22 protein-coding genes and 1 pseudogene are annotated in these 25,164 nt (G+C 69.3%); 11 read left to right on the top strand and 12 right to left on the bottom strand.

Features of this window, described 5'->3' with window-relative positions:
* On the bottom strand, positions 1-203 hold a 203-nt coding region (locus tag ABB34_RS15555; protein ID WP_245625450.1), incomplete at its 3' end, for a TetR/AcrR family transcriptional regulator.
* A gap of 92 nt (positions 204-295) precedes the next feature.
* Here ABB34_RS15555 and ABB34_RS12995 point away from each other — a divergent pair.
* From ABB34_RS12995 to pip, 4 genes are all read left to right on the top strand, one after another.
* Positions 296-1,417, top strand: a complete 1,122-nt coding sequence (locus tag ABB34_RS12995) for an efflux RND transporter periplasmic adaptor subunit (RefSeq protein WP_057641750.1) — start codon at positions 296-298, stop codon at positions 1,415-1,417.
* A gap of 4 nt (positions 1,418-1,421) precedes the next feature.
* Positions 1,422-4,583: an efflux RND transporter permease subunit gene (locus ABB34_RS12990; RefSeq protein ID WP_057641749.1), complete on the top strand. Its 3,162-nt coding sequence runs from the start codon at positions 1,422-1,424 to the stop codon at positions 4,581-4,583.
* A 213-nt stretch (positions 4,584-4,796) separates the two neighbouring features.
* Positions 4,797-7,634 (top strand): diguanylate cyclase, encoded by a 2,838-nt coding sequence (locus ABB34_RS12985; RefSeq protein WP_425478987.1) that lies wholly within the window; start codon positions 4,797-4,799, stop codon positions 7,632-7,634.
* 63 nt (positions 7,635-7,697) lie between these two features.
* Entirely contained in the window at positions 7,698-8,639 is a 942-nt protein-coding gene (pip, locus tag ABB34_RS12980; RefSeq protein ID WP_057641748.1) for a prolyl aminopeptidase, read from the top strand.
* A gap of 194 nt (positions 8,640-8,833) precedes the next feature.
* Here pip and ABB34_RS12975 read toward each other — a convergent pair whose 3' ends face one another.
* From ABB34_RS12975 to ABB34_RS12960, 4 genes are read right to left on the bottom strand one after another with little or no spacing between them, the layout of a single operon-like run.
* Entirely contained in the window at positions 8,834-9,643 is an 810-nt protein-coding gene (locus ABB34_RS12975) for an N-formylglutamate amidohydrolase (protein ID WP_057641747.1), read from the bottom strand.
* Positions 9,640-10,191, bottom strand: coding sequence for an NUDIX hydrolase (locus tag ABB34_RS12970; RefSeq protein ID WP_057641746.1), 552 nt, complete (start codon positions 10,189-10,191; stop codon positions 9,640-9,642). The genes ABB34_RS12975 and ABB34_RS12970 overlap by 4 nt, the downstream gene beginning before the upstream one ends.
* The gene (locus tag ABB34_RS12965; RefSeq protein ID WP_057641745.1) at positions 10,188-11,126 is read right to left on the bottom strand and encodes a 5'-3' exonuclease; all 939 of its coding nucleotides are present in this window, start codon (positions 11,124-11,126) and stop codon (positions 10,188-10,190) included. Before ABB34_RS12965 ends, ABB34_RS12970 begins: the two co-directional genes overlap by 4 nt.
* Positions 11,123-11,698 carry a nitroreductase family protein gene (locus ABB34_RS12960; protein ID WP_057641744.1) on the bottom strand — a complete coding sequence of 192 codons (576 nt, stop codon included), beginning with the start codon at positions 11,696-11,698 and terminating at the stop codon, positions 11,123-11,125. The genes ABB34_RS12965 and ABB34_RS12960 overlap by 4 nt, the downstream gene beginning before the upstream one ends.
* A gap of 299 nt (positions 11,699-11,997) precedes the next feature.
* On the opposite strand from ABB34_RS12960, the gene ABB34_RS12955 reads away from it, so the two are divergent.
* Both ABB34_RS12955 and ABB34_RS12950 read left to right on the top strand, forming a co-directional pair.
* Entirely contained in the window at positions 11,998-14,304 is a 2,307-nt protein-coding gene (locus ABB34_RS12955; RefSeq protein ID WP_057641743.1) for a DUF1631 domain-containing protein, read from the top strand.
* Positions 14,305-14,461: 157 nt separating this feature from the next.
* Positions 14,462-15,559, top strand: coding sequence for an NAD(P) transhydrogenase subunit alpha (locus ABB34_RS12950; RefSeq protein ID WP_057641742.1), 1,098 nt, complete (start codon positions 14,462-14,464; stop codon positions 15,557-15,559).
* A 39-nt stretch (positions 15,560-15,598) separates the two neighbouring features.
* On the opposite strand, the gene ABB34_RS12945 is transcribed toward ABB34_RS12950, so the two are convergent.
* The 3 genes from ABB34_RS12945 to ABB34_RS12935 are packed head-to-tail and all read right to left on the bottom strand — an operon-like array spanning position 15,599 to position 17,018.
* Positions 15,599-16,030: a DUF3106 domain-containing protein gene (locus tag ABB34_RS12945; RefSeq protein ID WP_152979624.1), complete on the bottom strand. Its 432-nt coding sequence runs from the start codon at positions 16,028-16,030 to the stop codon at positions 15,599-15,601.
* On the bottom strand, positions 16,027-16,383 hold the full coding sequence (locus tag ABB34_RS12940; RefSeq protein WP_057641740.1) for a hypothetical protein: 357 nt from the start codon (positions 16,381-16,383) through the stop codon (positions 16,027-16,029). Before ABB34_RS12940 ends, ABB34_RS12945 begins: the two co-directional genes overlap by 4 nt.
* A complete protein-coding gene (locus tag ABB34_RS12935) occupies positions 16,380-17,018 on the bottom strand; it encodes an RNA polymerase sigma factor (protein ID WP_083490201.1) in 639 nt (212 codons plus the stop codon). Before ABB34_RS12935 ends, ABB34_RS12940 begins: the two co-directional genes overlap by 4 nt.
* A gap of 37 nt (positions 17,019-17,055) precedes the next feature.
* On the opposite strand from ABB34_RS12935, the gene ABB34_RS12930 reads away from it, so the two are divergent.
* On the top strand, positions 17,056-17,364 hold the full coding sequence (locus ABB34_RS12930; RefSeq protein WP_057641738.1) for an NAD(P) transhydrogenase subunit alpha part 2: 309 nt from the start codon (positions 17,056-17,058) through the stop codon (positions 17,362-17,364).
* Positions 17,361-18,815 (top strand): NAD(P)(+) transhydrogenase (Re/Si-specific) subunit beta, encoded by a 1,455-nt coding sequence (locus tag ABB34_RS12925; protein WP_057641737.1) that lies wholly within the window; start codon positions 17,361-17,363, stop codon positions 18,813-18,815. The genes ABB34_RS12930 and ABB34_RS12925 overlap by 4 nt, the downstream gene beginning before the upstream one ends.
* Before the next feature lie 254 nt (positions 18,816-19,069).
* Here the strand turns inward: ABB34_RS12925 and ABB34_RS12920 are convergent, their stop codons facing one another.
* Positions 19,070-19,495: a hypothetical protein gene (locus ABB34_RS12920; protein WP_057641736.1), complete on the bottom strand. Its 426-nt coding sequence runs from the start codon at positions 19,493-19,495 to the stop codon at positions 19,070-19,072.
* 107 nt (positions 19,496-19,602) lie between these two features.
* On the opposite strand from ABB34_RS12920, the gene sufT reads away from it, so the two are divergent.
* The 3 genes from sufT to ABB34_RS12905 all read left to right on the top strand — a co-directional run bounded on the left by sufT (position 19,603) and on the right by ABB34_RS12905 (position 23,762).
* Positions 19,603-20,154, top strand: coding sequence for a putative Fe-S cluster assembly protein SufT (sufT, locus tag ABB34_RS12915; RefSeq protein ID WP_057641735.1), 552 nt, complete (start codon positions 19,603-19,605; stop codon positions 20,152-20,154).
* Positions 20,155-20,217: 63 nt separating this feature from the next.
* Complete coding sequence (locus tag ABB34_RS12910) at positions 20,218-21,315, top strand: branched-chain amino acid aminotransferase (RefSeq protein ID WP_057641752.1); 1,098 nt, start codon at positions 20,218-20,220, stop codon at positions 21,313-21,315.
* Positions 21,316-21,698: 383 nt separating this feature from the next.
* A complete protein-coding gene (locus ABB34_RS12905) occupies positions 21,699-23,762 on the top strand; it encodes a S8 family peptidase (RefSeq protein WP_083490199.1) in 2,064 nt (687 codons plus the stop codon).
* Positions 23,763-23,891: 129 nt separating this feature from the next.
* Here the strand turns inward: ABB34_RS12905 and ybaK are convergent, their stop codons facing one another.
* The 3 genes and pseudogenes from ybaK to ABB34_RS12890 form a co-directional block, all read right to left on the bottom strand.
* Positions 23,892-24,365: a Cys-tRNA(Pro) deacylase gene (gene ybaK, locus ABB34_RS12900; protein ID WP_057641734.1), complete on the bottom strand. Its 474-nt coding sequence runs from the start codon at positions 24,363-24,365 to the stop codon at positions 23,892-23,894.
* A 1-nt stretch (position 24,366) separates the two neighbouring features.
* Positions 24,367-24,852 carry an asparaginase domain-containing protein gene (locus ABB34_RS12895; RefSeq protein ID WP_057641751.1) on the bottom strand — a complete coding sequence of 162 codons (486 nt, stop codon included), beginning with the start codon at positions 24,850-24,852 and terminating at the stop codon, positions 24,367-24,369.
* 103 nt (positions 24,853-24,955) lie between these two features.
* Positions 24,956-25,164 (bottom strand): annotated as a pseudogene (locus tag ABB34_RS12890) (hypothetical protein); the annotation flags it as partial.

Raw genomic sequence — 25,164 nt, 5'->3', positions numbered from 1 at the left:
TGCACGTTGGGCTTGGGGACGCCGGCGGTGGCTGCGATGCCGTCCATGCGCACGCCGTTGAAGCCCAGTTCGATGAACATGTCCTTGTCCGCGTCCAGGATCGCGGCACGCTTGCCCAGGTCCTTGGGGCGGCCGGGGCCGGCGTCACGCGGTGGTGGTCTTTGTGGGAGGGGAGGTGGAGTGCTGCGGAGACATTGTGGCAATACTAGACCAATCAGTTCGATATTTATACCATACCGGGGCGTTCAATAATGATGGCTGACGCCATCCCCCTCCCTCCAAGCGACCCCCGCCCATGAACACTGCTCGATGGATTGGCACCGCCCTGCTGACGACGCTGCTGGCCGCCTGCGGCAAGCCGGACACCCCTCCCGCCGCTGCCGTCCCGGTATTGGTCGTCCACCCCGGTGGTGGTGACGTCGCCGCCACCGCCTATCCCGGCGAAGTGCGGGCGCGCGAGGAAGCGGCATTGTCGTTCCGCGTCGGCGGCAACCTGCTGCGGCGCCACGTCGACGCCGGGCAGCGGGTGAAGAAGGGCCAGTTGCTGGCCGAGCTGGACGTGGCCGACTACGCCCTGCAGGCGCGCGCGGCGCAGGCGCAGTACGCCGCCGCCGAGGCCGACCTGGTGCGGGCCCGCGACGACCAGAAGCGCTACGCCGCGTTGGCCGCGCAGCAACTGGTCAGCCGCTCGGCGCTGGATGCGCAGAACGCCGCGCTGAAGGCGGCGCAGGGGCAGGCCGACGCGGCCCGCTCCAACCTCGATGTCGCCCGCAACCAGGCCGGCTACGCGCAACTGCGCGCGCCGGCCGACGGGGTGATCGCCAGCCGCCAGGCCGAGGCCGGGCAGGTGGTCGCCGCCGGCCAGCCGGTCTACACGCTGGCCGCCGACGGCGCCCGCGAGGTCGCCATCGCGCTGCCGGAGAGCGGCATCCGCGACTTCGCGGTGGGGCAGGCGGTGGAAGTGGAATTGTGGAACCAGCCGGGCAGGCGTTGGCCCGGCACGATCCGCGAGATCGCCCCGGCCGCCGACGCGCAGGCGCGTACCTACGCCACCCGGGTGAGCCTGGCGGCCGAAGCGCTGGACGCGGTGGAACTGGGGCAGAGCGCGCGCGTGTTCGCCGCCCATGCCGAGGGCGGCGCGTTGAGCGTGCCGCTGGCGGCGGTGCAGCCGGGCAAGTCGCAACGGCAGGCCGGCGTGTGGGTCGTGGACCCGGCCAAGGGCGCGGTGCACCTGCGCGAGGTGGCGCTGGGCGCCTATGGCGCGGACAGCGTGCCGGTACTGTCGGGGTTGAAGGCCGGCGACTGGGTGGTCGCCGCCGGCGGCCACCTGCTGCGCGAAGGCCAGCCGGTGACGGCGGTGGATCGCCAGAACCGGCCCGTGCTGACGCCGGCCACGTCCACCACGGACAAGGAGTAAGCGCGTGCGCCGCTTCAATCTTTCCGAATGGGCGCTCAACAACCGCCCGCTGGTGCTGTTCGCGATGCTGGCGATGGCGGTCATCGGCGCCTGGTCGTACAAGCACCTCGGCCAGTCCGAGGACCCGCCGTTCACGTTCAAGGCGATGGTGGTGCAGACCGCCTGGCCGGGTGCCACCGCCGAGCAGGTGTCGCGGCAGGTCACCGAGCCGATCGAGAAGGCGTTGATGAACACCGGGCAGTACGAGTCGATCCAGTCGTACTCGCGCCCGGGCCAGTCGCAGGTGATCTTCATGGCGCGCGACTCGATGCGCTCCAAGGACGTGCCCGAGCTGTTCTACCAGGTGCGCAAGAAGGTCGGCGACATCCGTTCGCAGCTGCCGGCCGAGGTGGTCGGGCCGTTCTTCAACGACGAGTTCGGCGACACCTTCGGCAACATCTACGCGCTCACCGGCAAGGGCTTCGACTACGCGCTGATGCGCGACTACGCCGACCGCATCCAGCTGGAGCTGCAGCGGGTGGCCGACGTCGGCAAGGTCGACCTGGTCGGCCTGCAGGACGAGAAGGTGTGGGTCGAGCTGTCCAACACCAAGCTGGCCACGCTGGGCGTGTCGATGCAGCAGGTGCAACAGGCGCTGTCCGAGCAGAACGCCATCGTCCCCACCAGCTGGTTCGAGACGCCCAGCGACCGCGTGCAGCTGCGCGTCAGCGGACAGTTCCAGTCGGTCGACGACATCCGCGCCTTCCCCATCCATGCCGGCGACCGCACCGTGCGGCTGGGCGACATTGCCGAGGTCCGGCGCGGCTTCGCCGACCCGGCCGCGCCGAAGATGCGCTTCATGGGCGAGGATGCGATCGGCATTGCCGTGGCGATGAAGGACGGCGGCGACATCCTCAAGCTCGGTGCCACCCTCGATGCCGAGTTCGAGCGCCTGCAGCAGACGCTGCCGGCCGGCATGCAGCTGCGCAAGGTGTCCGACCAGCCGCACGCGGTGGAGGACTCGGTCGGCGAGTTCGTGCAGGTGCTGACCGAGGCGGTGGTGATCGTGCTGCTGGTCAGCTTCTTCTCGCTGGGCCTGCGCACCGGGCTGGTGGTGGGCGTAACCATCCCGCTGGTGCTGGCGATGACCTTCTTCGTCATGCACCAGTTCGACATCGGCCTGCACAAGATTTCCCTCGGCGCGCTGGTGCTGGCGCTGGGCCTGCTGGTGGACGACGCGATCATCGCGGTGGAGATGATGGCGACCAAGATGGAGCAGGGTTACGACCGGATGCGCGCGGCCAGCTTCGCGTGGGAATCGACCGCGTTCCCGATGCTGACCGGCACCCTGATCACCGCCGCCGGCTTCCTGCCGATCGCCACCGCCGCCTCCAGCACCGGCGAATACACCCGCTCGCTGTTCCAGGTGGTGACCATCGCGCTGGTGGTGTCGTGGATCGCCGCGGTGCTGTTCATCCCGTACCTCGGCGACAAGATGCTGCCGGACCTGCACAACCGCACGGCCCCGAAGCCGGGCAGCCTCGCCGGGCGCTGGCACGCGCTGCGCCTGCGCTGGGCCGACCGCAACCCGGCGCTGGCCAACCTGATCGCGCCCAAGCAGCTGGCGCACGACCACGACCCGTACAAGAGCGCGTTCTACCAGCGCTTCCGCCGCTTCCTCGACGCCTGCCTGCGGCGGCGCTGGCTGGTGATCCTGGCCACCGTCGGCCTGTTCGTGTTCTCGCTGGCGATGTTCCGCTTCGTGCCGCAGCAGTTCTTCCCCGACTCCACCCGGCCCGAGCTGATGGTGGACATCGAACTGGCCGAAGGCGCCTCGCTGACCGCCACGCAGGCGCAGGCGCGCAAGCTTGAGGCGCTGCTGGAGAAGCGCGAGGGCATCGCCAACTATGTCGGCTACGTCGGCACCGGCTCGCCGCGCTTCTACCTGCCGCTGGACCAGCAGCTGCCGGCCACCAACTTCGCCCAGTTCGTGGTGCTGGCGCAGGACATCCATGCGCGCGAGGCCGTGCGCGACTGGCTGCTGAAGGAGGTGGTGCCGCAGTTCGCCGACGTGCAGCTGCGCGTGACCCGGCTGGAGAACGGCCCGCCGGTAGGCTACCCGGTGCAGTTCCGGGTTTCCGGCGAACACCCCGAGCGGGTGCAGGCGCTGGCGCGGCAGGTGGCCGACAAGGTGCGGCAGAACCCGCACACCACCAACGTCAACCTCAACTGGAGCGAGCCGAGCAAGGTGGTGCGGTTGGTGGTCGACCAGGACCGCGCCCGCGTGCTGGGCGTGAGCAGCGCGCAGATCGCGCAGTTCCTGGGCAGCGCGTTGACCGGGTTGGAAGTGAGTACCTACCGCGAGGGCAACCGCCAGATCGGCGTGCTGCTGCGCGGCGCGGACGCCGAGCGCGCGCAGCTGGAGCTGCTGGGCAGCCTGGCCATCCCCACGCCCAGCGGCACCGCGGTGCCGCTGTCGCAGGTGGCCCGGCTGGAGTACGTGTTCGAGGACGGCATCATCTGGCACCGCAACCGCCTGCCCACCGTCACCGTGCGCGCCGACATCGGCGACGGCCTGCTGCCGCCGGAGGTGACCGCGCAGATCCTGCCGACGCTGGACGACATCCGCGCCGCGCTGCCGGACGGCTACCTGCTGGAAGTGGGCGGCACGGTGGAGGATTCGGCGCGCGGGCAGAACTCGATCAAGGCCGGCATGCCGCTGTTCCTGATCGTGGTGGTCACCCTGCTGATGCTGCAGCTGCGCAGCTTCTCGCGCGCGGCGATGGTGCTGGTCACCGCGCCCTTGGGCATCATCGGCGCGACCCTGTTCCTGCTGATCTTCCGGGTGCCGTTCGGCTTCGTCGCGCTGCTCGGCACCATTGCCCTGGCCGGCATGATCATGCGCAACTCGGTGATCCTGGTGGACCAGATCCAGCAGGACATCGACGCCGGCCACGACCGCTGGCACGCCATCATCGACGCCACCGTACGCCGCTTCCGCCCGATCGTGCTGACCGCGCTGGCGGCGGTGCTGGCGATGATCCCGCTGTCGCGCAGCGCGTTCTACGGCTCGATGGCGATCTCGATCATGGGCGGGCTGATCGTCGGCACGGTGCTGACCCTGGTGTTCCTGCCGGCACTGTATGCGGCCTGGTTCCGGGTGCACCCGGACGAAGCCGACGCCTGACCCCCGCCGCCGCGGCGCCGTGCCGGGGCCGCGGATGGTAGATTGGCGCGACGGCCGGTGCAGGGGGCACCGGCCGCGGTCGCCGGAGGGTTGGCTTTGTCGAGCGGTCGCGGTCACATGACGGGAAGGGCCATTCGCTCGTGCCGCCGGCTGGCGCTGTTGTGCCTGTGCCTGCTGCTCCCGGCCGCGTGGGGCAACGACGGCCGCCACTACATGGTCAGCGGCTGGACGATGGACGACGGCCTGCCGCACAACATGGTGCACGTCGTCGCCCAGGACCGCGACGGCTTCATGTGGGCCGGCACCTGGGAAGGCGTGGTCCGCTTCAACGGCCGCCATTTCACCGCATTCGACCGCCAGAACACGCCGGGAGCGGAGCTGTCGGGCGTGTTCAGCATCCTGCCCGAGGACGATGGCGGCGTGCTGTTCGGCACCGCCGCCGATGGCGTGTTCCGTTATTACCGGGGACGCTGGCAGCCACTGGGCGCGGAGGAGGAGGCGCACCACCTGCCGGTGTCCGGGATGCTGCGCGACCGCGACGGCGCGCTGTGGATCGCCTCGGCCAAGCGCCTGCTGCGGATGGATGGCGATGGCTACCTGCACGATGCCGGCGCCGCGGCCGGGCTGCCGGCCGCGCGCGTCATCACCCTGGTGGCCGATGGCGAAGGCGGCCTGCTGGTCGCCACCGAAGCGGGTGGCGTGACGCGCCTGCGCGACGGGCAGGCCAGTGGCTGGGGCGTGGACTGGCTGGGTACGGAACTGGTGCGTGCGCTCGCCCGCGACGGCGAGGGCGGCTGGCTCGCCGGTGGCGACGATGGCGTGCGCTGGCGCCATGCCGATGGCCGGATCGAGCACTTCCGGCCCGGGCAGCGGGTCGACGCGGTACTGCGTGACCGCCTCGGCGCGATCTGGATGAATTTCTCCAGCGGCCAGCTGGTACGGCGCAGCAATGGCGGCGACGAACGGCTGCAGGTGCCGGGCACCGTCGGCCAGGCGCTTCTCGAGGACCGCGAGGGGCTGGTGTGGGTGGGCAGCACCGATGGCCTGTACCGGGTGGCGGAGGTGGCCGCGGTCGGCTTCACCCAGGAGGACGGGCTGGGCAGCGATTACGTCCGCTCGGTGCTGCAGAGCGACGACGGCGCGTTGTGGATCGGCCACGCCGGCGGCCTGAACCGCTGGTACCAGGGCAGGATGCAGACGATCGGACTGGTGCCGGACGGCGGCCGCGATCCCTCGGTGCTGTCGCTGGACTACCGCGACGGCATGCTGTGGGCCGGTACCTACGACCGGGGCGTGCTGCGGCTCGACATGCAGGGCCGGGTGCGCGAGCGGATCCGCCTGGGCGAGCACACCGAACCGATGGTGCGGGCGGTGCTGGCCGACGCCAGCGGCGGTGTGTGGATCGGCGGTACCCACGGCCTGGCCCATTACCACGATGGCCGCCTTGAATCATGGCTGGACAGCCAGGGCCAGCCGCAATCGGTGGTGCAGGCGCTGTACCGCGATGTCGACGGCACCTTGTGGATAGGCACCACCGGCGGCATGGCGGCGCTGGACGGCACCGGCGCCATCCGCCGCTGGGCCGGCGGGCGCGACATGCCGGCCCAGTACGTGTTCGATTTCCTGCGCGACGCGGCCGGCGACCTGTGGATCGCCAGCGACCGTGGCCTGCTGCGCATGCGCGGCGATACGTTCCACGTCTACGACCACCGCCACGGCCTGCCGCGCGACAAGCTGTTCCGCATCCTCGACGACCAGCGCGGCAACTTCTGGCTGTCCAGCAACCACGGCATCTTCCGGGTGGCGCGCGGGGAGTTCGACCAGATCGATGCCGGCACGCGGCGGCTGTTGGCGGTGCACGTGGTCGACCGCAGCGACGGCATGCCCGGCAACCAGGGCAACGGCGCCTCGATGCCGTCCGGCTGGCGTGCCGACAACGGCGCGCTGCTGTTCCCGACTTCGGCCGGCCTGGGCCTGATCGACCCGCGGATCGCCGGCCACGACGACGGCCGGGTGCCGCCGGTGGTGTTCGAGAGCCTGGCGGTGGATGGGGTCGAGCAACCGCTGCAGGCCGGCCTGCAGCTCGGCCCCGGCACCCGCCGGCTTGCCGTCGGCTATGCCGCGTTGAACTTCCGCGCCCCGGACAAGCTGCGCTACCGCTACCGCCTGCACGGCTTCGACGCCGGCTGGGTGGAGGCCGGCGCCGGTACCGAGGCGCTCTACACCAACCTGCCGCCGGGCCGTTACCGGCTGGAAGTGCAGGCCATGACCCTGCCGTTGGACTGGACGCGGCAGGAGTCCATCGGTTCGGCGGTGATGGCGCTGGAAGTGGTGCCGCCGCTGTGGAAGCGCCCGTCCTCGCGTCTGCTCGGCCTGTTGCTGCTGGCCGGCGCGGTGGCGCTGGGCTTCTGGCTGCATACCGCCAGCTACCGCCGCAACCAGCGCCGGCTGCATCGCGAGATCAGCGTCCGCACCGAGGAGCTGAGCGAGAAGAACCGCGCGCTGGAGGCGGCCGACCGCGAGCGCGGCAGCCTGATGCAGCGGCTGGAGCACCAGGCCACGCATGACGAGCTCACCGGCCTGCCCAACCGCCGCGCCGCCGACCGCCGCCTGCAGCAGGCCGTGGCCCGCGCCCGCAGCGCGGTGACGCCGCTGTGCGTGGCGCTGGCCGACGTCGACCACTTCAAGCACATCAACGACAACCACGGCCACGAAGTCGGCGACCATGTGCTGCAGCGGATCGCCACGGTACTGCGCGGCGACGACGACTGTGCCGGCATGGTGTTCGCCGCGCGCCACGGCGGCGAAGAATTCCTGCTGGTGCTGGAAGGCATGGGCCGCCACGATGCGCTGCGCCGGTTGCGGGAGCTGCATGTCCGTGTCGCCGGGCTGCAGATCGTGGCGCCCGACGGCAGCCCCGTGCCGGTGACCATCAGCATCGGCGTGGCCCACCTGCAGCCGGGCTGCGACGACGCGCGCAGCCTGCTGGTTGCCGCTGACCGCCAGCTGTACCGGGCCAAGCGCGAAGGCCGCAACCGCGTCGTGGGCTGAGCGCGCGCCCGCGCCGCGCCCCCGCCGCCTACAATCAGCGCTTGTTCAATCGCGAGGCCGCGCATGCGCACGCTTTATCCCGAAATCGCCCCCTACGACACCGGCACGCTCAAGGTCGACGACCGCCACGTGCTGTACTACGAGCAGTGCGGCAACCCCGACGGCAAGCCGGTGGTGATGCTGCACGGGGGCCCCGGCGGCGGCTGCACCGACAAGATGCGCCAGTTCCACGACCCGGCGAAGTACCGCATCGTGCTGTTCGACCAGCGCGGCTCCGGCCGCTCCACCCCGCACGCGGACCTGGTGGACAACACCACTTGGGACCTGGTGGCCGACATCGAGAAGCTGCGCGGGCATCTGGGCATCGACAGGTGGCAGGTGTTCGGCGGCAGTTGGGGTTCGACGCTGGCGCTGGCCTATGCCGAAACCTACCCGCAGCGCGTCACCGAGCTGGTGCTGCGCGGCATCTTCATGCTGCGCCGCTGGGAACTGGAGTGGTTCTACCAGGAAGGCGCCAACCGCCTGTTCCCGGATGCGTGGGAGCACTACGTGGGTGCGATCCCGGCAGTGGAGCGCTTTGATCTGATCTCGGCCTTCCACCGCCGCCTGACCAGCGACGACGAGGCCACCCGGCTGGCCGCGGCCAAGGCATGGAGCGTGTGGGAAGGCGCCACCAGCTTCCTGCACGTGGACGCCGACTTCGCCGACAGCCATGCCGACCCGCGTTTCGCGCTGGCCTTTGCCCGCATCGAGAACCACTACTTCGTCAACGGCGGCTTCTTCGAGGTCGAGGACCAGTTGCTGCGCGACGCCCACCGCATCGCCGACATCCCCGGCGTGATCGTGCACGGCCGCTACGACGTGGTGTGCCCGCTGGCCAACGCCTGGGACCTGCACAAGGCCTGGCCGAAGGCGCAGATGCACATCACCCCGGCCTCGGGCCATTCGGCGTTCGAGGCCGAGAACGTGGATGCGCTGGTGCGCGCGACCGACGGCTTCGCCTGATCCGATCGACGCGTGGCCCTCTCTCGCCGGGAGGGCGCACGCACGTAGGTCGGGGTTACATCCCCGACGCGCACCTCCAGGTATCCCGTGCGTCGGGGTGTAACCCCGACCTACGACCATGCGCTTCCGTAGATGCGGGGCTTGCCCCGCATGAAGCTCCACCGGGAAAGCCCCATGCGGGGCAATCCCCGCATCTACGCCGGTAATGCCGGCTGCAGGGCCGTGAACAACCGTTCCAGCCGCGCCGCCCATGCCTGCTGGCCGGCGGCGTCGGCGATCAGGTCCTGGCGGATTTCCAGCTCCACGTGCAGCAGCCCGCGGCCCTCGCCGTGCACCGGCACCGCATAGTCGCTGCTGTCGCTGACCGCATACGGCTGGTTGTCGCCGACGTCGAGGTCGCCCTCGGCGCGCAGCGCATCGCGCAATGCGTGGGCGAAACGCGCATCGCGGTGGTACAGCACGCCGCAATGCCACGGGCGCGGATGGCCGTTCATCACCGGGGTGAAACTGTGCATCATCACCAGCAGGGTGGGCTGGCCGGCGTCGCGGCGGCGGTCCAGTTCGGCGGCGATGCGCGCGTGGTAGGGCGCATGGATGGCGTCGATGCGTTGCTGCCGCTGCGCGGAATCCAGCCCGGCATTGCCCGGCACCGCGGTGCCGTCGCTGGTCTCCGGTATCAGCGTGGGTGAGGCCAGCGGCCGGTTGCAGTCGATCACCAGCCGCGACCAGGTCTGTTCGATGGCGAACGCATCCAGCCGTCGTGCCAGTTCGACGGTGGTGCCGGCGATGCCGATGTCCCAGCCGATGTGCCGGTCCAGCTCCGCATGCGGCAGGCCGAGGTTGCCCAGCGCCGCGGGCACGCGTTGCCCGGCGTGGTCGGCCAGCAGCATGAACGGCGAGGCGCCGTGCGGGTTGTGCACGGTAAACGGCGGCGGGTCGTCGCGGCCAAGCAGGGACGCGACGGCCGTGATCGGACTTCCGGCCGGGTTTGCGTGCAGGTTCATCGTGGGCGGCCGTCCAGGTGATGCTCGATCATCCACAGCCCCGCCCACAGCTTGGCGTCCAGCTCGTAGCCTTCGGCCATCTTTTGCACCAGCCAAGCCGCGGCGCGGGCGCGTGGGATGGCATGCACGGTGATGTCCTCGCTGTCGTCGCCGCCACCGGCGCCGACCCTGCGCAGGCCGGTGGCGCGGACGAAGGCGATCTTCTCGCTGCTGGCGCCGGAGGAGGTGGGGCCGATCATCAGCACTTCGGCATGGTCGGCGGTCCAGCCGGTTTCCTCCTCCAGCTCGCGGACGGCCGAGTCCTCGATGGATTCGCCGGCGTCGATGTCGCCGACCAGCCCGGCCGGCATCTCGATGGTGCGCGCCTGCAGCGGCACGCGGAACTGCTCGACGAACAGCACCTCGTCCTCCGGGGTGACCGCGACGATGATCGCCGCCAGCCCGCCGGCATGGGTACGCTCGCTGTATTCCCAACTGCCGCGCACCAGCATGCGCTGGTACCTGCCTTCGTAGACGACGCGGGGTTCGGAAGTGTTGTCGTGGCTCATGCGAACTCGCTGGCGGGAGGGGAAGGGCGGTCCAGCCCGGCTGCGGCCAGCAGCCGGCGCCGGGTCAGCGGGCCGAAGCGCAGCGCCTGGCACAGCCCGGCGAGCATGTCGGCATCGGCCGCGCCGCGCGCGAAGCCGGGCGTGGCCGTGGCCAGCGGCGCATCGAGCGCGATGGTCGTCAATTGCCGGAACAGCAGCGCCTGCTCGCGCTGCTCGCGCAGCCGCGTGGCCATCTGCGCGGCGCCGCGCAGGCGCAGGAACGGGATTTCGTCGATCCGCTGCAGCATCGCGTCGAGGCTGCCGAAGTGCGCCAGCAGCACTGCCGCCGACTTGGCGCCGATGCCGGTCACGCCGGGGATGTTGTCCACCGCATCACCGCACAGCGCCAGGTAGTCGGCGATCTGGTGCGCGTGCACGCCGTGCCGCGCCTTGACCCCGGCCGCGCCCCAGCGCTGGTTGCGCGCGTAGTCCCACTGCTCGTCGTGTTCGCCCAGCAGCTGCGACAGGTCCTTGTCGGCCGACACGATCACCCCGCGCGACGCGTCGCCGCGGCTGGCGTGCAGGGCGCTGCCGATCAGGTCGTCGGCCTCGTAGTCGCGGTCGGCCAGTACGCCCAGGCCCAGCGCCGCGCACAGCGCCTTGCAGTGCGCGAACTGGCGGCGCAGCGCTTCCGGCGCCGGTTCGCGGTTAGCCTTGTAGGCCGGGTACAGCTGGTGGCGGAAGCAGCTGTCCAGCGCCTCGTCGAAGGCGATGGCGATGTGCGCCGGGCGCTCGCGTTCGAGCAGTTCCAGCAGGAAGCGGGCGAAGCCGTGCACCGCGTTGGTCGGCCAGCCCTGCGCATCCTGGAATTCGTCGGGCATCGAGTGCCAGGCGCGGAACACGTACAGGCTGGCGTCGACCAGGTACAGCGGCCGGCGCGGCGCCAGCGCGTTCACGGCCGCCAGTCTTCCAGCAGCGCGGCCGGGTCCGGCCGCTCGCGCTCGGGCACCTGCAGCTTCGGCGTGCCGATGTGGACGAAGCCGACGATGCGCTCGTTGCCGGTCAGGCCAAGGTGGCGGGCGACCTCGGCGTCGTAGGCCATCCACGCGGTCAGCCACTGTGCGCCGAAGCCGAAGCCCTGCGCGGCCTGCAGCAGGGCGAAGCAGGCGCAGCCGGCGCTCAGCAATTGTTCCTGCTCGGGCACCTTGGGGTGGTCCTGCAACCGGGCGACCACCGCGATGACCAGCGGCGCATGCGAGAAGCGCTTGCGGTCCTTTTCGACCACCGCCGTGGCCGCCTGTGGGTCGCGTTCATGGCTGCGACGGGCGACGAATTCGCCCAGCGCGTGCCGGGCATCGCCCTGCAGGCGCAGGAAGCGGAACGGCACCAGCTTGCCGTGGTCGGGCACCCGCACCGCCGCGGCCAGCATCTTCAGCAGGGTGGCCTGGTCCGGGCCGGGCTCCCCCAACTGCAGGGACGGGACCGAGCGGCGCTGTTCCAGGGCGTGCAGGAAACCGGGGTCGGGCATGGTTCATCGCAGACGACGGGGAATCAAGGATTATAGACATCGGCCGATGCCCTGCTTCAGGCGGCGGGAAATCTGCGTTCTGCCACGGCAGCGGCGGTTTTCTCGCCAATTCGACGGCGGGTGCTTAGCATGGCGCTGGATGCCGGGTTGCCGGCAGCGAGGTACAAAGTGCGGACTGCATCACTGACCCTGTTCAGCGAGTCTCCTTACCATGCACGGGCGGTGCTTGGGGGAGCAGCCGTATCCCACTTTCCGTTTTCCGGCATTCCGGCCTCCCGCCGGGTGTGGAGCAGTTGCGCATGAAGTCCAGTCCGCATCCATCAGGCCACCCCGGGCACAACCCGGGTCTGCTGGCGCTTGCCCGCGACGCCGCGCTGCCGGCGCTGTCCAGTGCCTTCGACAAGGCCCTGGCCGGATTCGACGACGAACTGTTCAACCGCGCCGAGACTGCCGGCGCCTCGCAGCTGGTGTTCCTCGACGGCATGCGCGAGCTGCGCCGCCGCCGCGAGGACATCACCCTGCGCTTCGGCGCGCACCTGAAGCAGGCATGGGAATCGCTGGAAGGCGGCACGCCGCTGTCCGCCGAGCTGGTGCTGACCCAGGCCGCGCAGGGTGACGGCGGGTTGAGCCTGTTGTCCGAGCACGACCTCGAATCGCGGCTGGCGGTGCGCAATTTCGCCAGCGTGGTGCTGCGCGACTGGAAGCCGGTGCTGGCGCGGCTGGACCGCCGCCTGGCGTGGGTGGCCGGCGTGGACGAGATGGACGCCAGCAGCAACCCGGTCGGCCCCGAGCACATCGGCGTCGCCCTGCACGAGGCGTTCTCCACCTGCGACCTGGTGGCCGAGGTGCGGCTGGTGCTGATCAAGCTGTGCGAGCGCGAATTCGCTGCACAGGTCGGCCGCATCTACCGCGACGTGGACGAAGGCCTGGCCGAGGCCGGGGTGATGCCGGGCATCTCCCAGCCGGGCCGTCCCGCCGCGTCGCGGGCTGCGGCCAAGGCGCGGCACGAGCCGGAGCCGGAGCCGGAGCCGGCCCGCGAGGCCGAACCGGAGGACCCGCAGAGCGCGCCGGCATGGGCGCGGCGTTTCACCGAGCGCTGGGCCCGGCACCGCAGCGAACTGCAGGCCGGTGCGCATGGCGCCTTCGGCGACGAGCCGGCGCCGAACGGGCAGAACATGGTGCTCGAAGCGCTGCACGAGCTGCTGGCGCAGACCCGCCACGTGCGCGAGGACGCCACCGCCGCCGCGCAGGTCGCGGTGGGCCAGCAGCGGCCGTTGAGCCAGCACGAGATGATGTCGGTGCTGTCGTTGCTGCAGGCCACGCCAACGGCCACCTTGCGCGCGGCGGTCGGTGACGAAACCGAATCGCTGGCGCAGCGGCTGAAGAACGAAGTGATTTCCGGCGCCACCCGGCTGGGCGTGGATCCGTCGCAGGCGCGGCTGGACCCGCAGGACGAGGACGCCATCGACCTGGTCGGCATGCTGTTCGACGTGATGCTGGACGAGCGCGAACTGGAAGGCCGCTCGCGCGAACTGATCGGCCGCCTGGTGGTGCCGTTCGTCAAGGTCGCCATGCTCGACCGGCGCATGTTCGTGCAGAAGACCCACCCGGCGCGCAAGCTGCTCAACTCGCTGGCCGAGGCCTGCGAGGGCAATGCCGGCGAAAGCCAGGCCGAGCGCGCTCTGATGGGCAAGGTCGAGGAAATCATCGACCGGCTGATCGCCGAATTCAACGAGAACCTGGCCATCTTCCTGACCCTGGAAGAGGAGTTCCGGGACTTCCTTGCCCAGCACCGCCGCCGCATCGAGATCGCCGAGCGCCGCGCGGCCGAAACCCAGCGCGGCCAGGAAAAACTGGAAATGGCGCGCAGCCGCGCCGCCGCCGAACTGGACAAGCGCCTGCAGGCTGGCGCGCCGCTGCCGGCGGCGATCGGCGACTTCCTGCGGCAGCCGTGGAACCACCACCTGACCCTCGGCCTGCTGCGCGAGGGCGAGGACGGCGCCTCGGTCGGCGAGGCGTTGCAGCTGGCCGACACGCTGCTGGAGGAAGTGGCCGAGGCGCACCGCCACATCGTCGGCAAGCCATGGCTGCAATCCTGCCAGCCGGCGCTGCGCAAGGTGTTCGCCAGCGTCGGCCTGCACGGCGAGGGCAGCGTGGCGGCGGTCGACGCGCTGCACGACACGCTGCAGGCCATCGCCGAAGCACGCCCGGAGCTGGAGCGCGCGCTGCCGGAACTGCCGCAGGTGGCGCTGCCGACGGCGCCGGTGCAGGAATCGCCGGCGCTCGACCTCGGCACCGAAAAGACCGAAAGCGTGGACGTCGCCGACGCCGAGCGCTATCGCGGCATGGCCGTGGGCACCTGGCTGGACTTCGTCGACAAGGACGGCAAGGTGCAGGCCGGCAAGCTGTCGTGGGTGAGCCCGATTTCCTCGCGGCTGCTGTTCGTCAACCGCCGCGGCGTGCGTTTCTGCGTCGCCTCGCCGGAAGAACTGGTGGTGATGGAACGGCTGGGCCGGTTGCGCCCGCACCTGGACGACGGCGCATTCGACACCGCGATGCAGGGCGTGATCGACCGCCTCGACCCGCAGCAGCCCACGCTGCACTGACGCGGTTTTCCACCCGTTGCGGCGGCGGGGCTTGCCCCGCCGCGTTCGTATCCGTGGAAACCGATCGCCGGATGTTTTCATCCGCACGCATGTGCCGCCGCAAGGCCCGGCTTTGCTACGATCCGACGCGTATTCAACTGCGCATCGAGGACGGGCAATGGCCGTGGATGTACTGGTGTTGAAGGAAACCGCGAGCGGCGAGCGGCGCGTGTCGGCCACGCCGGAGACGGTGAAGAAGCTGCGGGCGGCCGGCGCCGAGGTGCGGGTGCAGGCCGGTGCCGGCAGCGCCGCCGGTTTCACCGACGCGGCCTATGCCGAAGCCGGCGCCCGGATCGATGACGCCATCGGCGACGCCGCACTGGTGCTGTGCGTGCAGGCGCCGGCCCGGATCGAAAGCCTCAAGCCCGGCGCGGTGCTGGTCGGCATGCTGCACCCGCAGGCCGACGCGGCGCGCGCGGCCGCGTTGCAGGCGCGGCAACTGACCGCCTTCCCGCTGGAACGGCTGCCGCGCACCACCCGCGCGCAGGCGATGGACGTGCTCAGCTCGCAGGCCGGCATGGCCGGCTACAAGGCCACGCTGATCGCCGCGCAGTTGGCGCCGCGCTTCTTCCCGATGCTGACCACCGCCGCCGGCACCATCCGCCCGTCGAAGGTGCTGGTGGTCGGCGCCGGCGTGGCCGGGCTGCAGGCCATCGCCACCGCCAGGCGCCTCGGCGCGCAGGTGGAAGGCTTCGACGTGCGCCCGGAAACCCGCGAGCAGATCGAATCGCTGGGCGGCAAGTTCCTCGACCTCGGCGTCAGCGCCGCCGGCGAGGGCGGCTATGCGCGCCAGCTGACGGACGAAGAGCGCGCCGAGCAGCAGCAGCGGCTGGCCGAGCACCTCAAGGGCATCGACGTGGTGATCTGCACCGCCGCGGTGCCCGGGCGGCCCGCGCCGAAGATCGTGACTGCGGCGATGGTGGCGGGCATGAAGCCGGGCAGCGTCATCGTCGACCTGGCCGCCGAAACCGGCGGCAACTGCGAGGCGACCCAGCCGGGCGAAACCATCGGCGTCGGCGGCGTCACCGTCGCCGGCCCGCTCGACCTGGCCAGCATGGGCGCCGTCCACGCCAGCGAGATGTACGCGCGCAACGTGCTCAACTTCGTCGCGCTGTTCCTGAAGGACGGCGCGCTGGCCTTCGATTGGAACGACGAACTGCTGGCGAAGACGGTGTGGCCGGAGCGGCCGGCTACCGGGGAAATCCCGCCGGTATGACCCGGCAGGCAGGCCGGAGGCATATCCCCGGCCTGCGGTTCACCTGCGTTCCTGCACCGGCGGCGGGTTGGCTTCCACCCACTGCCGGCGTTGCTCGGGCGTCATCTTCCGCCACTGCTCGCGCAGCTGTTCGCGCTGTGCCTTGTCCATGCCGCGCATCTTCCCGAACAGGGCGCGGGCCTCGCGCTGCTGCTGCGGGGACATGCTCTCGAAGCGGCGCATGCCGCGCCGCGCCTGTTCGTGCTGCTCGGGCGTCATCTGCTGCCAGCTGCGGGCATGCTCGTACATGTGCCGGCGGCGTTCGGGCGGGGCGTCGTTCCAACGTTCGCGGACGGGGGCGATCAGGGTTTCGCGTTGGGCCGGGGTGAGCTGGTCCCATTCGGGCAATGCCTGCTGCGCGGCAACGGGGGCGGCGCAGGCGAGCAGCAGGGGCAGCAGCAGGAAAAACGGGCGGGTGTTCATCGTTCTCACTCCATCGCCAGGGCGTCCGAACCCAGCCACAGGTACAGCTCGGGGTTTTCGTCGAACAGCAGGGAAGCGTCGTCGTCGCTGGCGCCGGCTGCGGCCGCGATGTCGGCGGGCGCAGGCGTGGGCGTCGTGGGGAATTGCAGCGCCACGGTGACCGCCAGCACCGCCGAGCAGGCGCTGGCCAGCCACCAGCCGCGGCGGCGCCACGGCGAAGGCGCGCCATTGGCCGTGGCCTGCTGGCGCACCTGCCGCAGCCGGGCCAGCGTGGCCGGCGAGAGCGCGGCTTCGGCCTGCCGTTGCAGGTGCCGTACCGAGTGGTCGAAATCGTCGTGCTTGGTCGTGGGCAGGCGGTTCACCGCGTGGCCTCCAGTTGTTTCTGCAATGCGTCGCGGGCGCGCGACAGGTGGGTTTTTACCGAGCCTTCCGAGCAGCCCATCGCCCGGGCGGTGGTCGCCACGTCCAGTTCCTGCAACACGCGCAGGCCGAACGCCTCGCGCTGGCGCGCGGGAAGCTGGCGCAGCGCCTGCACCAGCCGCGCGTAGTCCTCGCGCTGCTCGTGCGTTTGCGCCGGGCCGGGCGTTTCGTCGGCCCAGTCGATCGGGCCGTCCTCGTCTTGCGCCGGCGCCCAGAACTTCAGGCGGAAGCTGCGGCGGCGCTGGATGTCGATGATGCGCCGGCGCAGGATGCTCCAGAACAGCGGCGTCCATTCTTCGGCGGGCTGGTCGCGGTAGCCGAGCATGCGCTCCATCGCGTCCTGCACCGCGTCCAGCGCATCGTCGCGCTGGCGCAGGCCGGCTTCGGCGAAGCGGAACGCGCGCGGGCCGATGCCGGCCAGGAAGGCATCGAGCGAGGCGGGCGCGGCGGTCGGCAGGGGCGGGCTGGTCACCAGCACAGGGTAGCGGCTCGCAAGGGGACTGCCAGTAACAACGCACGGGCGCGGAAACGGTTGACATCGCAACCGTCGCGCCGGCTTCGTTGCCGTGGTTATCATGCGGGACAGACGGTTTCACGCCTTGGAGAAAGCGGCAATGAGCGACGGGTTCGTGGCGTTGTACATCTTCATGCTGGCGGCGATCGCCGGCCACGTGATCATCTCGCGGGTGCCGGTGATCCTGCATACCCCTCTGATGTCCGGTTCCAACTTCATCCACGGCATCGTGCTGATCGGTGCGATGGTGGTGCTGGGCCATGCCGACACCACGCTGGAGAAGGCCATCGGCTTCGTCGCCGTGGCGCTGGGCGCGGGCAACGCGGCCGGCGGCTACGTGGTCACCGAGCGCATGCTGGAGATGTTCAAGTCCAGCAGGAAGCCGGCCAAGGCGGAGGACAGGGCTTGAACGTGACCACCGCGCAACTGCTTTCGTGGCTGGTGGGCGCCAGTTACCTGGTCGCCGCCACGCTGTTCCTGCTGGGCCTGCAGCGCATGGCCTCGCCGACGACCGCGCGCAGCGGCATCCGCTGGGCCGGGCTGGGCATGCTGATCGCCACCGCCGCCACGTTCTTCCTGCCGGGGCTGCACAACATCGCGCTGATCCTGGTGGCGCTGGTGCTGGGCACCGGGCTGGCGTGGGTATCGGCGAAGAAGGTCGCCATCACCGACATGCCGCAGATGGTCGCCCTCTACAACGGCATGGGCGGCGGTTCGGCCGCGGCGATCGGTGCGGTGGAACTGCTGCGCTTTTCCGCGCTGGCCAACCGCGACACCAGCCACTGGAGCGCGCAGGCCATCGTCGACCTGGCCGCGCGGCAGCCGTCGGCGACGGTGCTGGCGTTGGCGATCATTGGTTCGGCGATCGGCGCGGTGTCGCTGTCCGGTTCGATCATCGCCTGGGCCAAGCTCGACGGGCGGTTGGACAAGCGCGTCACCTTCCCCGGCCAGCAGGTGTTCAACCTGCTGGTGGCAGTGGCGATGGTGTCGCTGGGCGTGTGGGCGGGGATCACGCTGCAGCCGGTGGCGATCATCGGCTTCTTCGTCGTCGCGCTGGCGCTGGGCGTGTTGATGACGCTGCCGATCGGCGGCGCCGACATGCCGGTGGTGATCTCGCTGTACAACGCGTTCACCGGCCTGGCGGTGTCGTTCGAGGGCTACGTGCTCGGCAACGAGGCGCTGATTATCGCCGGCATGATGGTCGGCGCCGCCGGCATCCTGCTGACGCGCTTGATGGCCAAGGCGATGAACAGGCCGATCAGCGGCGTGCTGTTCTCCAACTTCGGCGGTGGCGGGCAGGGCGCGGAGATCAGCGGCAGCCAGAAGCCGATCGAGGCCGCCGACGTGGCGGCGATGATGGCCTTCGCCGAGCGCGTGGTGATCGTGCCCGGCTACGGCCTGGCGGTGGCGCAGGCCCAGCACAAGATATGGGAACTGGCGCAGCGGCTGATCGAGCGTGGGGTCAAGGTGAAGTTCGCCATCCACCCGGTCGCCGGGCGCATGCCGGGGCACATGAACGTGCTGCTGGCCGAGGCCGGTGTGCCCTACGACCTGATCGCCGACATGGACGACATCAACCCGGAGTTCGCCACCACCGACGTGTCGCTGGTGATCGGCGCCAACGACGTGGTCAACCCGGTGGCCAAGACCGACCCGACCAGCCCGATCTACGGCATGCCGATCCTGGACGTGGTGGACTCGAAGAACACCATCGTCATCAAGCGCGGCAAGGGTACCGGTTTCGCCGGCATCGAGAACGCATTGTTCTATGCGGACAACACCCGCATGCTGTACGGCGATGGCGCGGAAATGGCCAGCGCACTGGTCAGCGAACTGAAGGCGCTGGACGGCGGGCATTGAGGTGGTGCCGGCCAGTGGGCCGGCGTTGCACGATGTTTGCGCAGGTGCCGGGCTTGCCCGGCACGGGGCTTGGCCGGGAAGGCTTCATGCGGGGCGAGCCCCGCATCCACGGGAGGTCATGCAGCCCCGTAGGCCGGGGGTTACACCCCCGGCGGCATGAACCCCAAGTGCCGGGGGCGTAGCCCCGGCCTACCTGGCGTCGACAACCGCAGGAACATCGGAGCGGGTGCGGGGCTGCCGGCCAGTGGCCGGCGCTACCGCGCCAGCCACCATGCGAGCAGCAAGCCGGCCAGCAGCCAGATGATTTCGGCAACGCCGTTGCCCAGCCCGATCAGGGTCCAGGCCAGATGCGGGCCGAGGCGCAGCGCCGATTCCCACGGTGTCAGCCCCATCGGCCCGCCAATCCAGGCCGCGGCGATGCCCCAGTTGGCGGCCAGCGCGATCAGCACGGTCGCCAGCAGCGCGACGGCCACGCGCAGCCTGCCGCCGCGCAGCGTGCCCAGGCGCAGCATCCACGCCGCTTCCAGCGCGGCGACGAGTGCCATCCAGCCCGCCGGGGTGCCGGTGGCCAGGGCGGCCAGCAGCCAGGCGATGGCGACGGTAAGGCTTCCCAGCAGCAACAGCGGCGGCCAGAGCCAGTGCTGGGTGCGACCGGCCGGCGGCGGGGAAAGAGGGGCCATGAGCGTTCCGCGAAAGGGCGTGCAGCATAGCGTTTCGGCGCCGGGGGCGCGCAGTCGGATAAAATGGGGTCCTTGCCGGTCTTCCCGGCGCCCCCATATCGCACGCCATGTACTCCCGCAGCAGCGAACCCGTCCACTTCGAACGCGATTGCCCGGCCGTGATGGTGCCGCAAGGCGACAGCGTGACCCTGCCCGCCGGCAGCTATGGCTACATCACCCAGGCGCTGGGCGGCAGCTATACGGTGTTCGTCGAGGGCAACCTGTTCCGCATCGCCGGCAAGGACGGCGACGCCATCGGCAAGGAAGTGACGGGGGGGCTCGACCTGCCCGCCGACGCCGGCGACGAGGACGTGGAAAAGCTGGTCTGGCAGCAGCTGCGGACCTGTTTCGACCCGGAGATCCCGTTCAACATCGTCGATCTCGGATTGATCTACGAAGTCGACATCAAGCACCTGGACGACGGCCAGCGCGAGGTGGACGTCAAGATGACGCTGACCGCGGCCGGTTGCGGCATGGGCGAGATCCTGGTCGACGATGTGCGCAGCAAGCTGGAGATGATCCCGACCGTGGCCCAGGCCGACGTCGATCTGGTGTTCGACCCGCCGTGGGGCAAGCACATGATGTCCGAGGCGGCGCGGCTCGAAACCGGCATGCTGTAAGGTCCCAACTGGCCGGTTTGCATGCAGGCCGGCTCCAAACCCGCAATCTGGAAGGAATTACCGGTGTCCCAGTCCCTGAGTTTCCACGTCACCCGTTCGGACCACCCGCGCAGCGCGGAAGAGCGCGCCAAGGTCCTGGAAAAGCCGGGCTTCGGCCTGCATTTCACCGACCACATGGTGGCCGTGCGCTGGGACAAGGACACCGGCTGGCATGACGCGGCGGTGATGCCCTACGGCCCGATCGCGCTGGACCCGGCCGCGGCGGTGCTGCACTACGGGCAGGAAATCTTCGAGGGCATCAAGGCCTACCGCCATGCCGATGGTTCGGTGTGGACCTTCCGCCCGGACGCCAACGGCCGCCGCCTGCAACGCTCGGCCGCGCGGCTGGCACTGCCGGAACTGCCGGTGGATATCTTCGTCGAGTCGCTGAAGCAGCTGATCGCGCTGGACAAGGACTGGGTGTCCGATGCCGACGAGGCCAGCCTGTACTTCCGGCCGTTCATGATCGGCGACGAAGCCTTCCTCGGCGTGCGCGGCGCGCACAAGGCCAGCTACTACGTCATCGCCAGCCCGGCCGGCCCGTACTTCGCCAAGGGCGTGGCGCCGGTGGCGATCTGGCTGTCCACCGACTACGCGCGCGCGGCCAAGGGCGGCACCGGCGCGGCCAAGTGCGGCGGCAACTACGCCGCCTCGCTGCTGCCGCAGCAGCAGGCGCAGGCGCAGGGCTGCTCGCAGGTGCTGTTCCTCGACCCAATCGAGGGCAAGTACCTGGAAGAGCTGGGCGGCATGAACGTGTTCCTGGTCTATGGCAAGCAGAACAAGCTGGTCACCCCGGCGCTGTCGGGCAGCATCCTCGAAGGCATCACCCGCGAATCCATCCTGCAGCTGGCGCGCGACCGCGGCATGGACGTGGAAGAGCGCAAGGTGTCGATTGATGAGTGGAAGCAGGGCGTGGCCTCGGGCGAGATCACCGAGGTGTTCGCCTGCGGCACCGCCGCGGTCATCACCCCGATCGGCCAGCTCAAGGGCGAGGGCTTCGCCGTCGGCAACCTCGATGCCCCGGCCGGCGAGGTCACGATGTCGCTGCGCAAGGAGCTGACCGACATCCAGTACGGCCGCCTGCCGGACCGCCACGGCTGGCTGGTGCGGCTGGACGGCTGAGTTCGCCCCTCATTCGATCGTTTTGTGGCCCACCCGGTGATCCGGGTGGGCTTTTTTGTTGCCACCACCCGAAATGACCATCGACATGTGGCGTCAAATGTCTAACGGTTTTTTGTTGCAGATGTCACCACGAGATAGAGAGATAATTAAAAGGTTTTCCTTTTATTCCGTGACTTCAACCACAAAATTGAATTTGAGACAGTCAGGTTTCTGTCTCGCGGATTGTCCTGACAGGACAAAGCCATTAGCGTCGCCGGACGGACGGTGACAGGGGACCGGTCCGGGTCTTCTCTCGATTGGCTTCCAATTCGCTGTTCGTAACTGCTGATCGGGCGGAGCTTTGCCGCATCTGCGGCACTTACTCATCGCAGAAAGGAAATCCGATGTCTCTTCAATCGCAACGTTGTTTGCGTTCGTGTGCATTGGCTGTTCTCGGAGTTGCTACCCTCGGTTCGTTGCTGGCTGTCCCGGCGTTCGCCGGCGAGGCCTATCTGGACGGTTTGGACTCCGCCCCAACGCACCAACGATTCATCGTCAAATACCGTGACGGTAGCCAGATGGTTACCGCCTCGGCCCAGACCGATTCATTGAATGCCGCTGCTGCCGCGCTACCTGCCCGCTCCGGGCGCAAGCTGGGCGTGCAGCGGATGCGCCAACTCGCGCTTGGCTCGTCGGTGATCCGTACCGACCGCGCGCTCGACCGGGTTGAGGCCGCGCTGCTGATGCGGCAATTGGCTGCCGATCCGAGTGTGGAGTACGTCGAGGTCGATCAGATCATGCACCCGACGCTGACTCCCAACGACCCGCGCTTCTCCGAACAATGGGGCTTCGGGACCACCAACGCCGGCATCAACGTGCGCCCGGCTTGGGACAAGGCCACCGGCGAGGGCGTGGTGGTGGCGGTGATCGACACCGGCATCACCAACCACCCCGATCTCAACGCCAACATCCTGCCTGGCTATGACTTCATCAGTGACGCGGCGATGGCACGCGATGGCAACGGCCGCGACAACAACCCCGCCGACGAGGGCGATTGGGTCGCTGCCAACGAGTGCGGTGGCAGCCATGCGGCTTCCGGTTCCAGTTGGCACGGTACCCATGTCGCCGGCACGGTTGCCGCAGTGAGCAACAACAGCACCGGTGTGGCCGGCACCGCGTTCAAGGCCAAGGTCGTGCCGGTGCGCGTGCTGGGCAAGTGCGGTGGCTATACCTCCGATATCGCCGAGGCGATCATCTGGGCATCCGGTGGTTCGGTCAGCGGCGTACCGGCTAACACCAACCCGGCCGAGGTCATCAATATGTCGCTGGGCGGTAGTGGCAGTTGTTCGGCCACCTACCAGAATGCGATCAACAGTGCGGTCTCGCGCGGCACCACCGTGGTGGTTGCCGCGGGCAACGAGAACCGCAATGTATCCACTTCGGTGCCGGCCAATTGCGCCAATGTGATCGCGGTGGCAGCCACCACTTCAGCAGGCGCGCGTGCCAGCTTCTCCAACTATGGTACGGCGGTGGATATCTCCGCACCCGGGCAAAGCATCCTGTCCACCCTCAACAGCGGCACTACGGTACCGGCCAGCGCGACCTATGCCTCCTACAATGGCACCTCGATGGCAACGCCGCACGTGGCTGGCGTGGTTGCGTTGATGCAGTCGGCGGCCAGCACGCCACTGTTGCCGGCGGCGGTGGAGAGCATCATCAAGAGTACCGCCCGCCCGTTACCGGGGGCATGTACCGGTGGTTGCGGGGCGGGCATCATCGACGCCGACGCGGCGGTGGTGGCCGCTCAGGGCGGCGGTACGAACCCGAATCCCGGTACCGGCGTGTTGCAGAACAACGTGCCGGTTACCGGCTTGTCGGCTGCGACGGGCACTTCGCTGAACTACACCTTCCAGGTACCTGCCGGCGTTTCGCAACTAGTGGTGAAGATTTCTGGCGGCAGCGGCGATGCCGACCTGTACGTGCGTCAAGGCAGCGCGCCGACCGATACCACGTACAATTGCCGTCCGTACCAGTCGGGCAACAACGAGACCTGCACGATCAACGCACCGGCCTCGGGCACTTGGCACATCCGGGTCAAGGCCTACAGCAGCTTCTCCGGGCTGAGTCTGGTGGCGACCCAAAGCGGTAGCAGCGGCGGCGGCAACGAGTTGCAGAACAACGTACCGGTCACTGGCCTGTCGGGCGCGGCCGGCGCCTCGTTGAACTACACGTTCACCGTGCCGTCGGGTACCAGCCAGTTGGTGGTGCAGATGTCCGGTGGCAGCGGCGATGCCGATCTGTACGTGCGTCAAGGCAGCGCGCCGACCGACACCGCGTACAATTGCCGTCCGTACCTGACCGGCAACAACGAGACCTGCACGATCAACGCGCCGACCGCAGGTACTTGGCATGTTCGTGTCAAGGGCTATTCCGCGTTCTCCGGCGTGAGCCTGCGCGCGAGCCGCTGACGCGGTTTGCATCATGGAAGGTGGTTTCGATTGCCTGCCATTCCAAGAGCCCCCGGCCTTGCGCCGGGGGTTTCCGTTTATGGAATGGAACGGATAAGCCCGCGCGTTCCTGGCGCTGCCTCGATCATTCTATTCGCAGATATCTGCATGGCGGGCTTTCAGGAAGCACAGCGCGTCGGCCGGGGCGATGTCCAGCAGCAGGCCGCGCTGGCCGGCATTGATGTAGAGCGTGGGGTGTTGCGGCGCGCTGTCGGCGAACAGCACGTCGGCCGGCCGCTGCTGCGCGAACGGACTGATGCCGCCGACCTTGTAGCCGCTGCGGCGCTCGGCCTCGGGCACCTCCATCATCTGCGCGTGCTTGCCGCCGCAGGCCGCGGCGAGCTTCTTCAGCGACAGCCGCTGGTCGCAGGGGATCACTGCCACCAGCGGCTGCTTGTCCACCCACGCCATCAGCGTCTTGAACACCCGCGCCGGTTCGACGCCCAGCGCCTGCGCCGCGGCCACGCCCTTGCTCTCGACCTCGGCGCTGTAGTCGTAGGCGTGCAGGCCGTGGGCGATGCCGGCCTTGTCCAGCGCGGCGGTGGCGCGGGTGCCCCTGGCCACGTCAGAGCGACTCGAAGCGGTTGGCCTCGACGTTCTTGCGCACCTTGTCCGGGTTCCAGACGCGGCCGTTCATGGCGATGTACACGCCCTCGGGCAGCGACTGCACCGCGCCGATCGCGCAGCCGATGTTGAACTCGGCGTCCGAGCCGCGGAACCGTGCCGGGCTGAGCGCGCCGGTCATCACGATGGTCTTGCCGGGGATGGTCTTGAGCACCTTGCCGGTGGCGACCATCGAGTCGGTGCCGTGGGTGACCAGCACGTGGCGGGTCGGCTGCGCGGCGATGGTGGCGCGGATCAGCTCGCGGTCGTCGTCGGTGATGTGCAGGGAGTCCTTGCGCAGGATCGAGATCACGTTGAAGCGGAAGGTCACGCCCAATTCGCGCAGGATCATGCCGATCTGTGGGTCGCCGATCTGGTAGTCGGACTTGTCGTCGAAATAGATCTTGTCGATCGTGCCACCGGTGGTGACGATCAGGAGGTCTTCCATCATTGCGGTGAATCCAGACGGTGATGGTGCAGATGATAAGCCGTGCGGCGGTATTGCCACCGGGCAATGCCATGCCGTACCTGTGTAGGAGTCAACTGTCATTTCATGCAGAGCTTCCTTTTGGGTACCAAGGCAGGTTGTCGCGCTGCATGGCGTTGAGCATGGTGAGGTACTTGCGCATGCAGGCGGTGACGGCGAGTTTTTTGGGTTTGCCAGCCTCCACCAGCCGTCGGTAGGTTTCGGCCAGCGGTGAGCGCGCCCGGATGGCGGCCCAGGTGGCCATGTACAGCACCCGTCGGACATCGGGCCGGC

This window comes from Stenotrophomonas daejeonensis, from assembly GCF_001431505.1.
Taxonomy (GTDB): Bacteria; Pseudomonadota; Gammaproteobacteria; order Xanthomonadales; family Xanthomonadaceae; genus Stenotrophomonas; species Stenotrophomonas daejeonensis.
This window is presented reverse-complemented; position numbering and strand designations above follow the sequence as displayed.

Coding starts and splice junctions, on each gene's coding strand:
- ABB34_RS12950 (WP_057641742.1), top strand. CDS start 14,462: ATGGCCGTGGATGTACTGGTGTTGAAGGAAACCGCGAGCGGCGAGCGG.
- ABB34_RS12905 (WP_083490199.1), top strand. CDS start 21,699: ATGTCTCTTCAATCGCAACGTTGTTTGCGTTCGTGTGCATTGGCTGTT.
- ABB34_RS12895 (WP_057641751.1), bottom strand. CDS start 24,852: ATGGAAGACCTCCTGATCGTCACCACCGGTGGCACGATCGACAAGATC.
- ABB34_RS12960 (WP_057641744.1), bottom strand. CDS start 11,698: ATGCCCGACCCCGGTTTCCTGCACGCCCTGGAACAGCGCCGCTCGGTC.
- ABB34_RS12985 (WP_425478987.1), top strand. CDS start 4,797: ATGGTCAGCGGCTGGACGATGGACGACGGCCTGCCGCACAACATGGTG.
- ABB34_RS12975 (WP_057641747.1), bottom strand. CDS start 9,643: ATGAACCTGCACGCAAACCCGGCCGGAAGTCCGATCACGGCCGTCGCG.
- pip (WP_057641748.1), top strand. CDS start 7,698: ATGCGCACGCTTTATCCCGAAATCGCCCCCTACGACACCGGCACGCTC.
- ABB34_RS12935 (WP_083490201.1), bottom strand. CDS start 17,018: ATGATAACCACGGCAACGAAGCCGGCGCGACGGTTGCGATGTCAACCG.
- ABB34_RS12995 (WP_057641750.1), top strand. CDS start 296: ATGAACACTGCTCGATGGATTGGCACCGCCCTGCTGACGACGCTGCTG.
- ABB34_RS12930 (WP_057641738.1), top strand. CDS start 17,056: ATGAGCGACGGGTTCGTGGCGTTGTACATCTTCATGCTGGCGGCGATC.
- ABB34_RS12970 (WP_057641746.1), bottom strand. CDS start 10,191: ATGAGCCACGACAACACTTCCGAACCCCGCGTCGTCTACGAAGGCAGG.
- ABB34_RS12955 (WP_057641743.1), top strand. CDS start 11,998: ATGAAGTCCAGTCCGCATCCATCAGGCCACCCCGGGCACAACCCGGGT.
- ABB34_RS12920 (WP_057641736.1), bottom strand. CDS start 19,495: ATGGCCCCTCTTTCCCCGCCGCCGGCCGGTCGCACCCAGCACTGGCTC.
- sufT (WP_057641735.1), top strand. CDS start 19,603: ATGTACTCCCGCAGCAGCGAACCCGTCCACTTCGAACGCGATTGCCCG.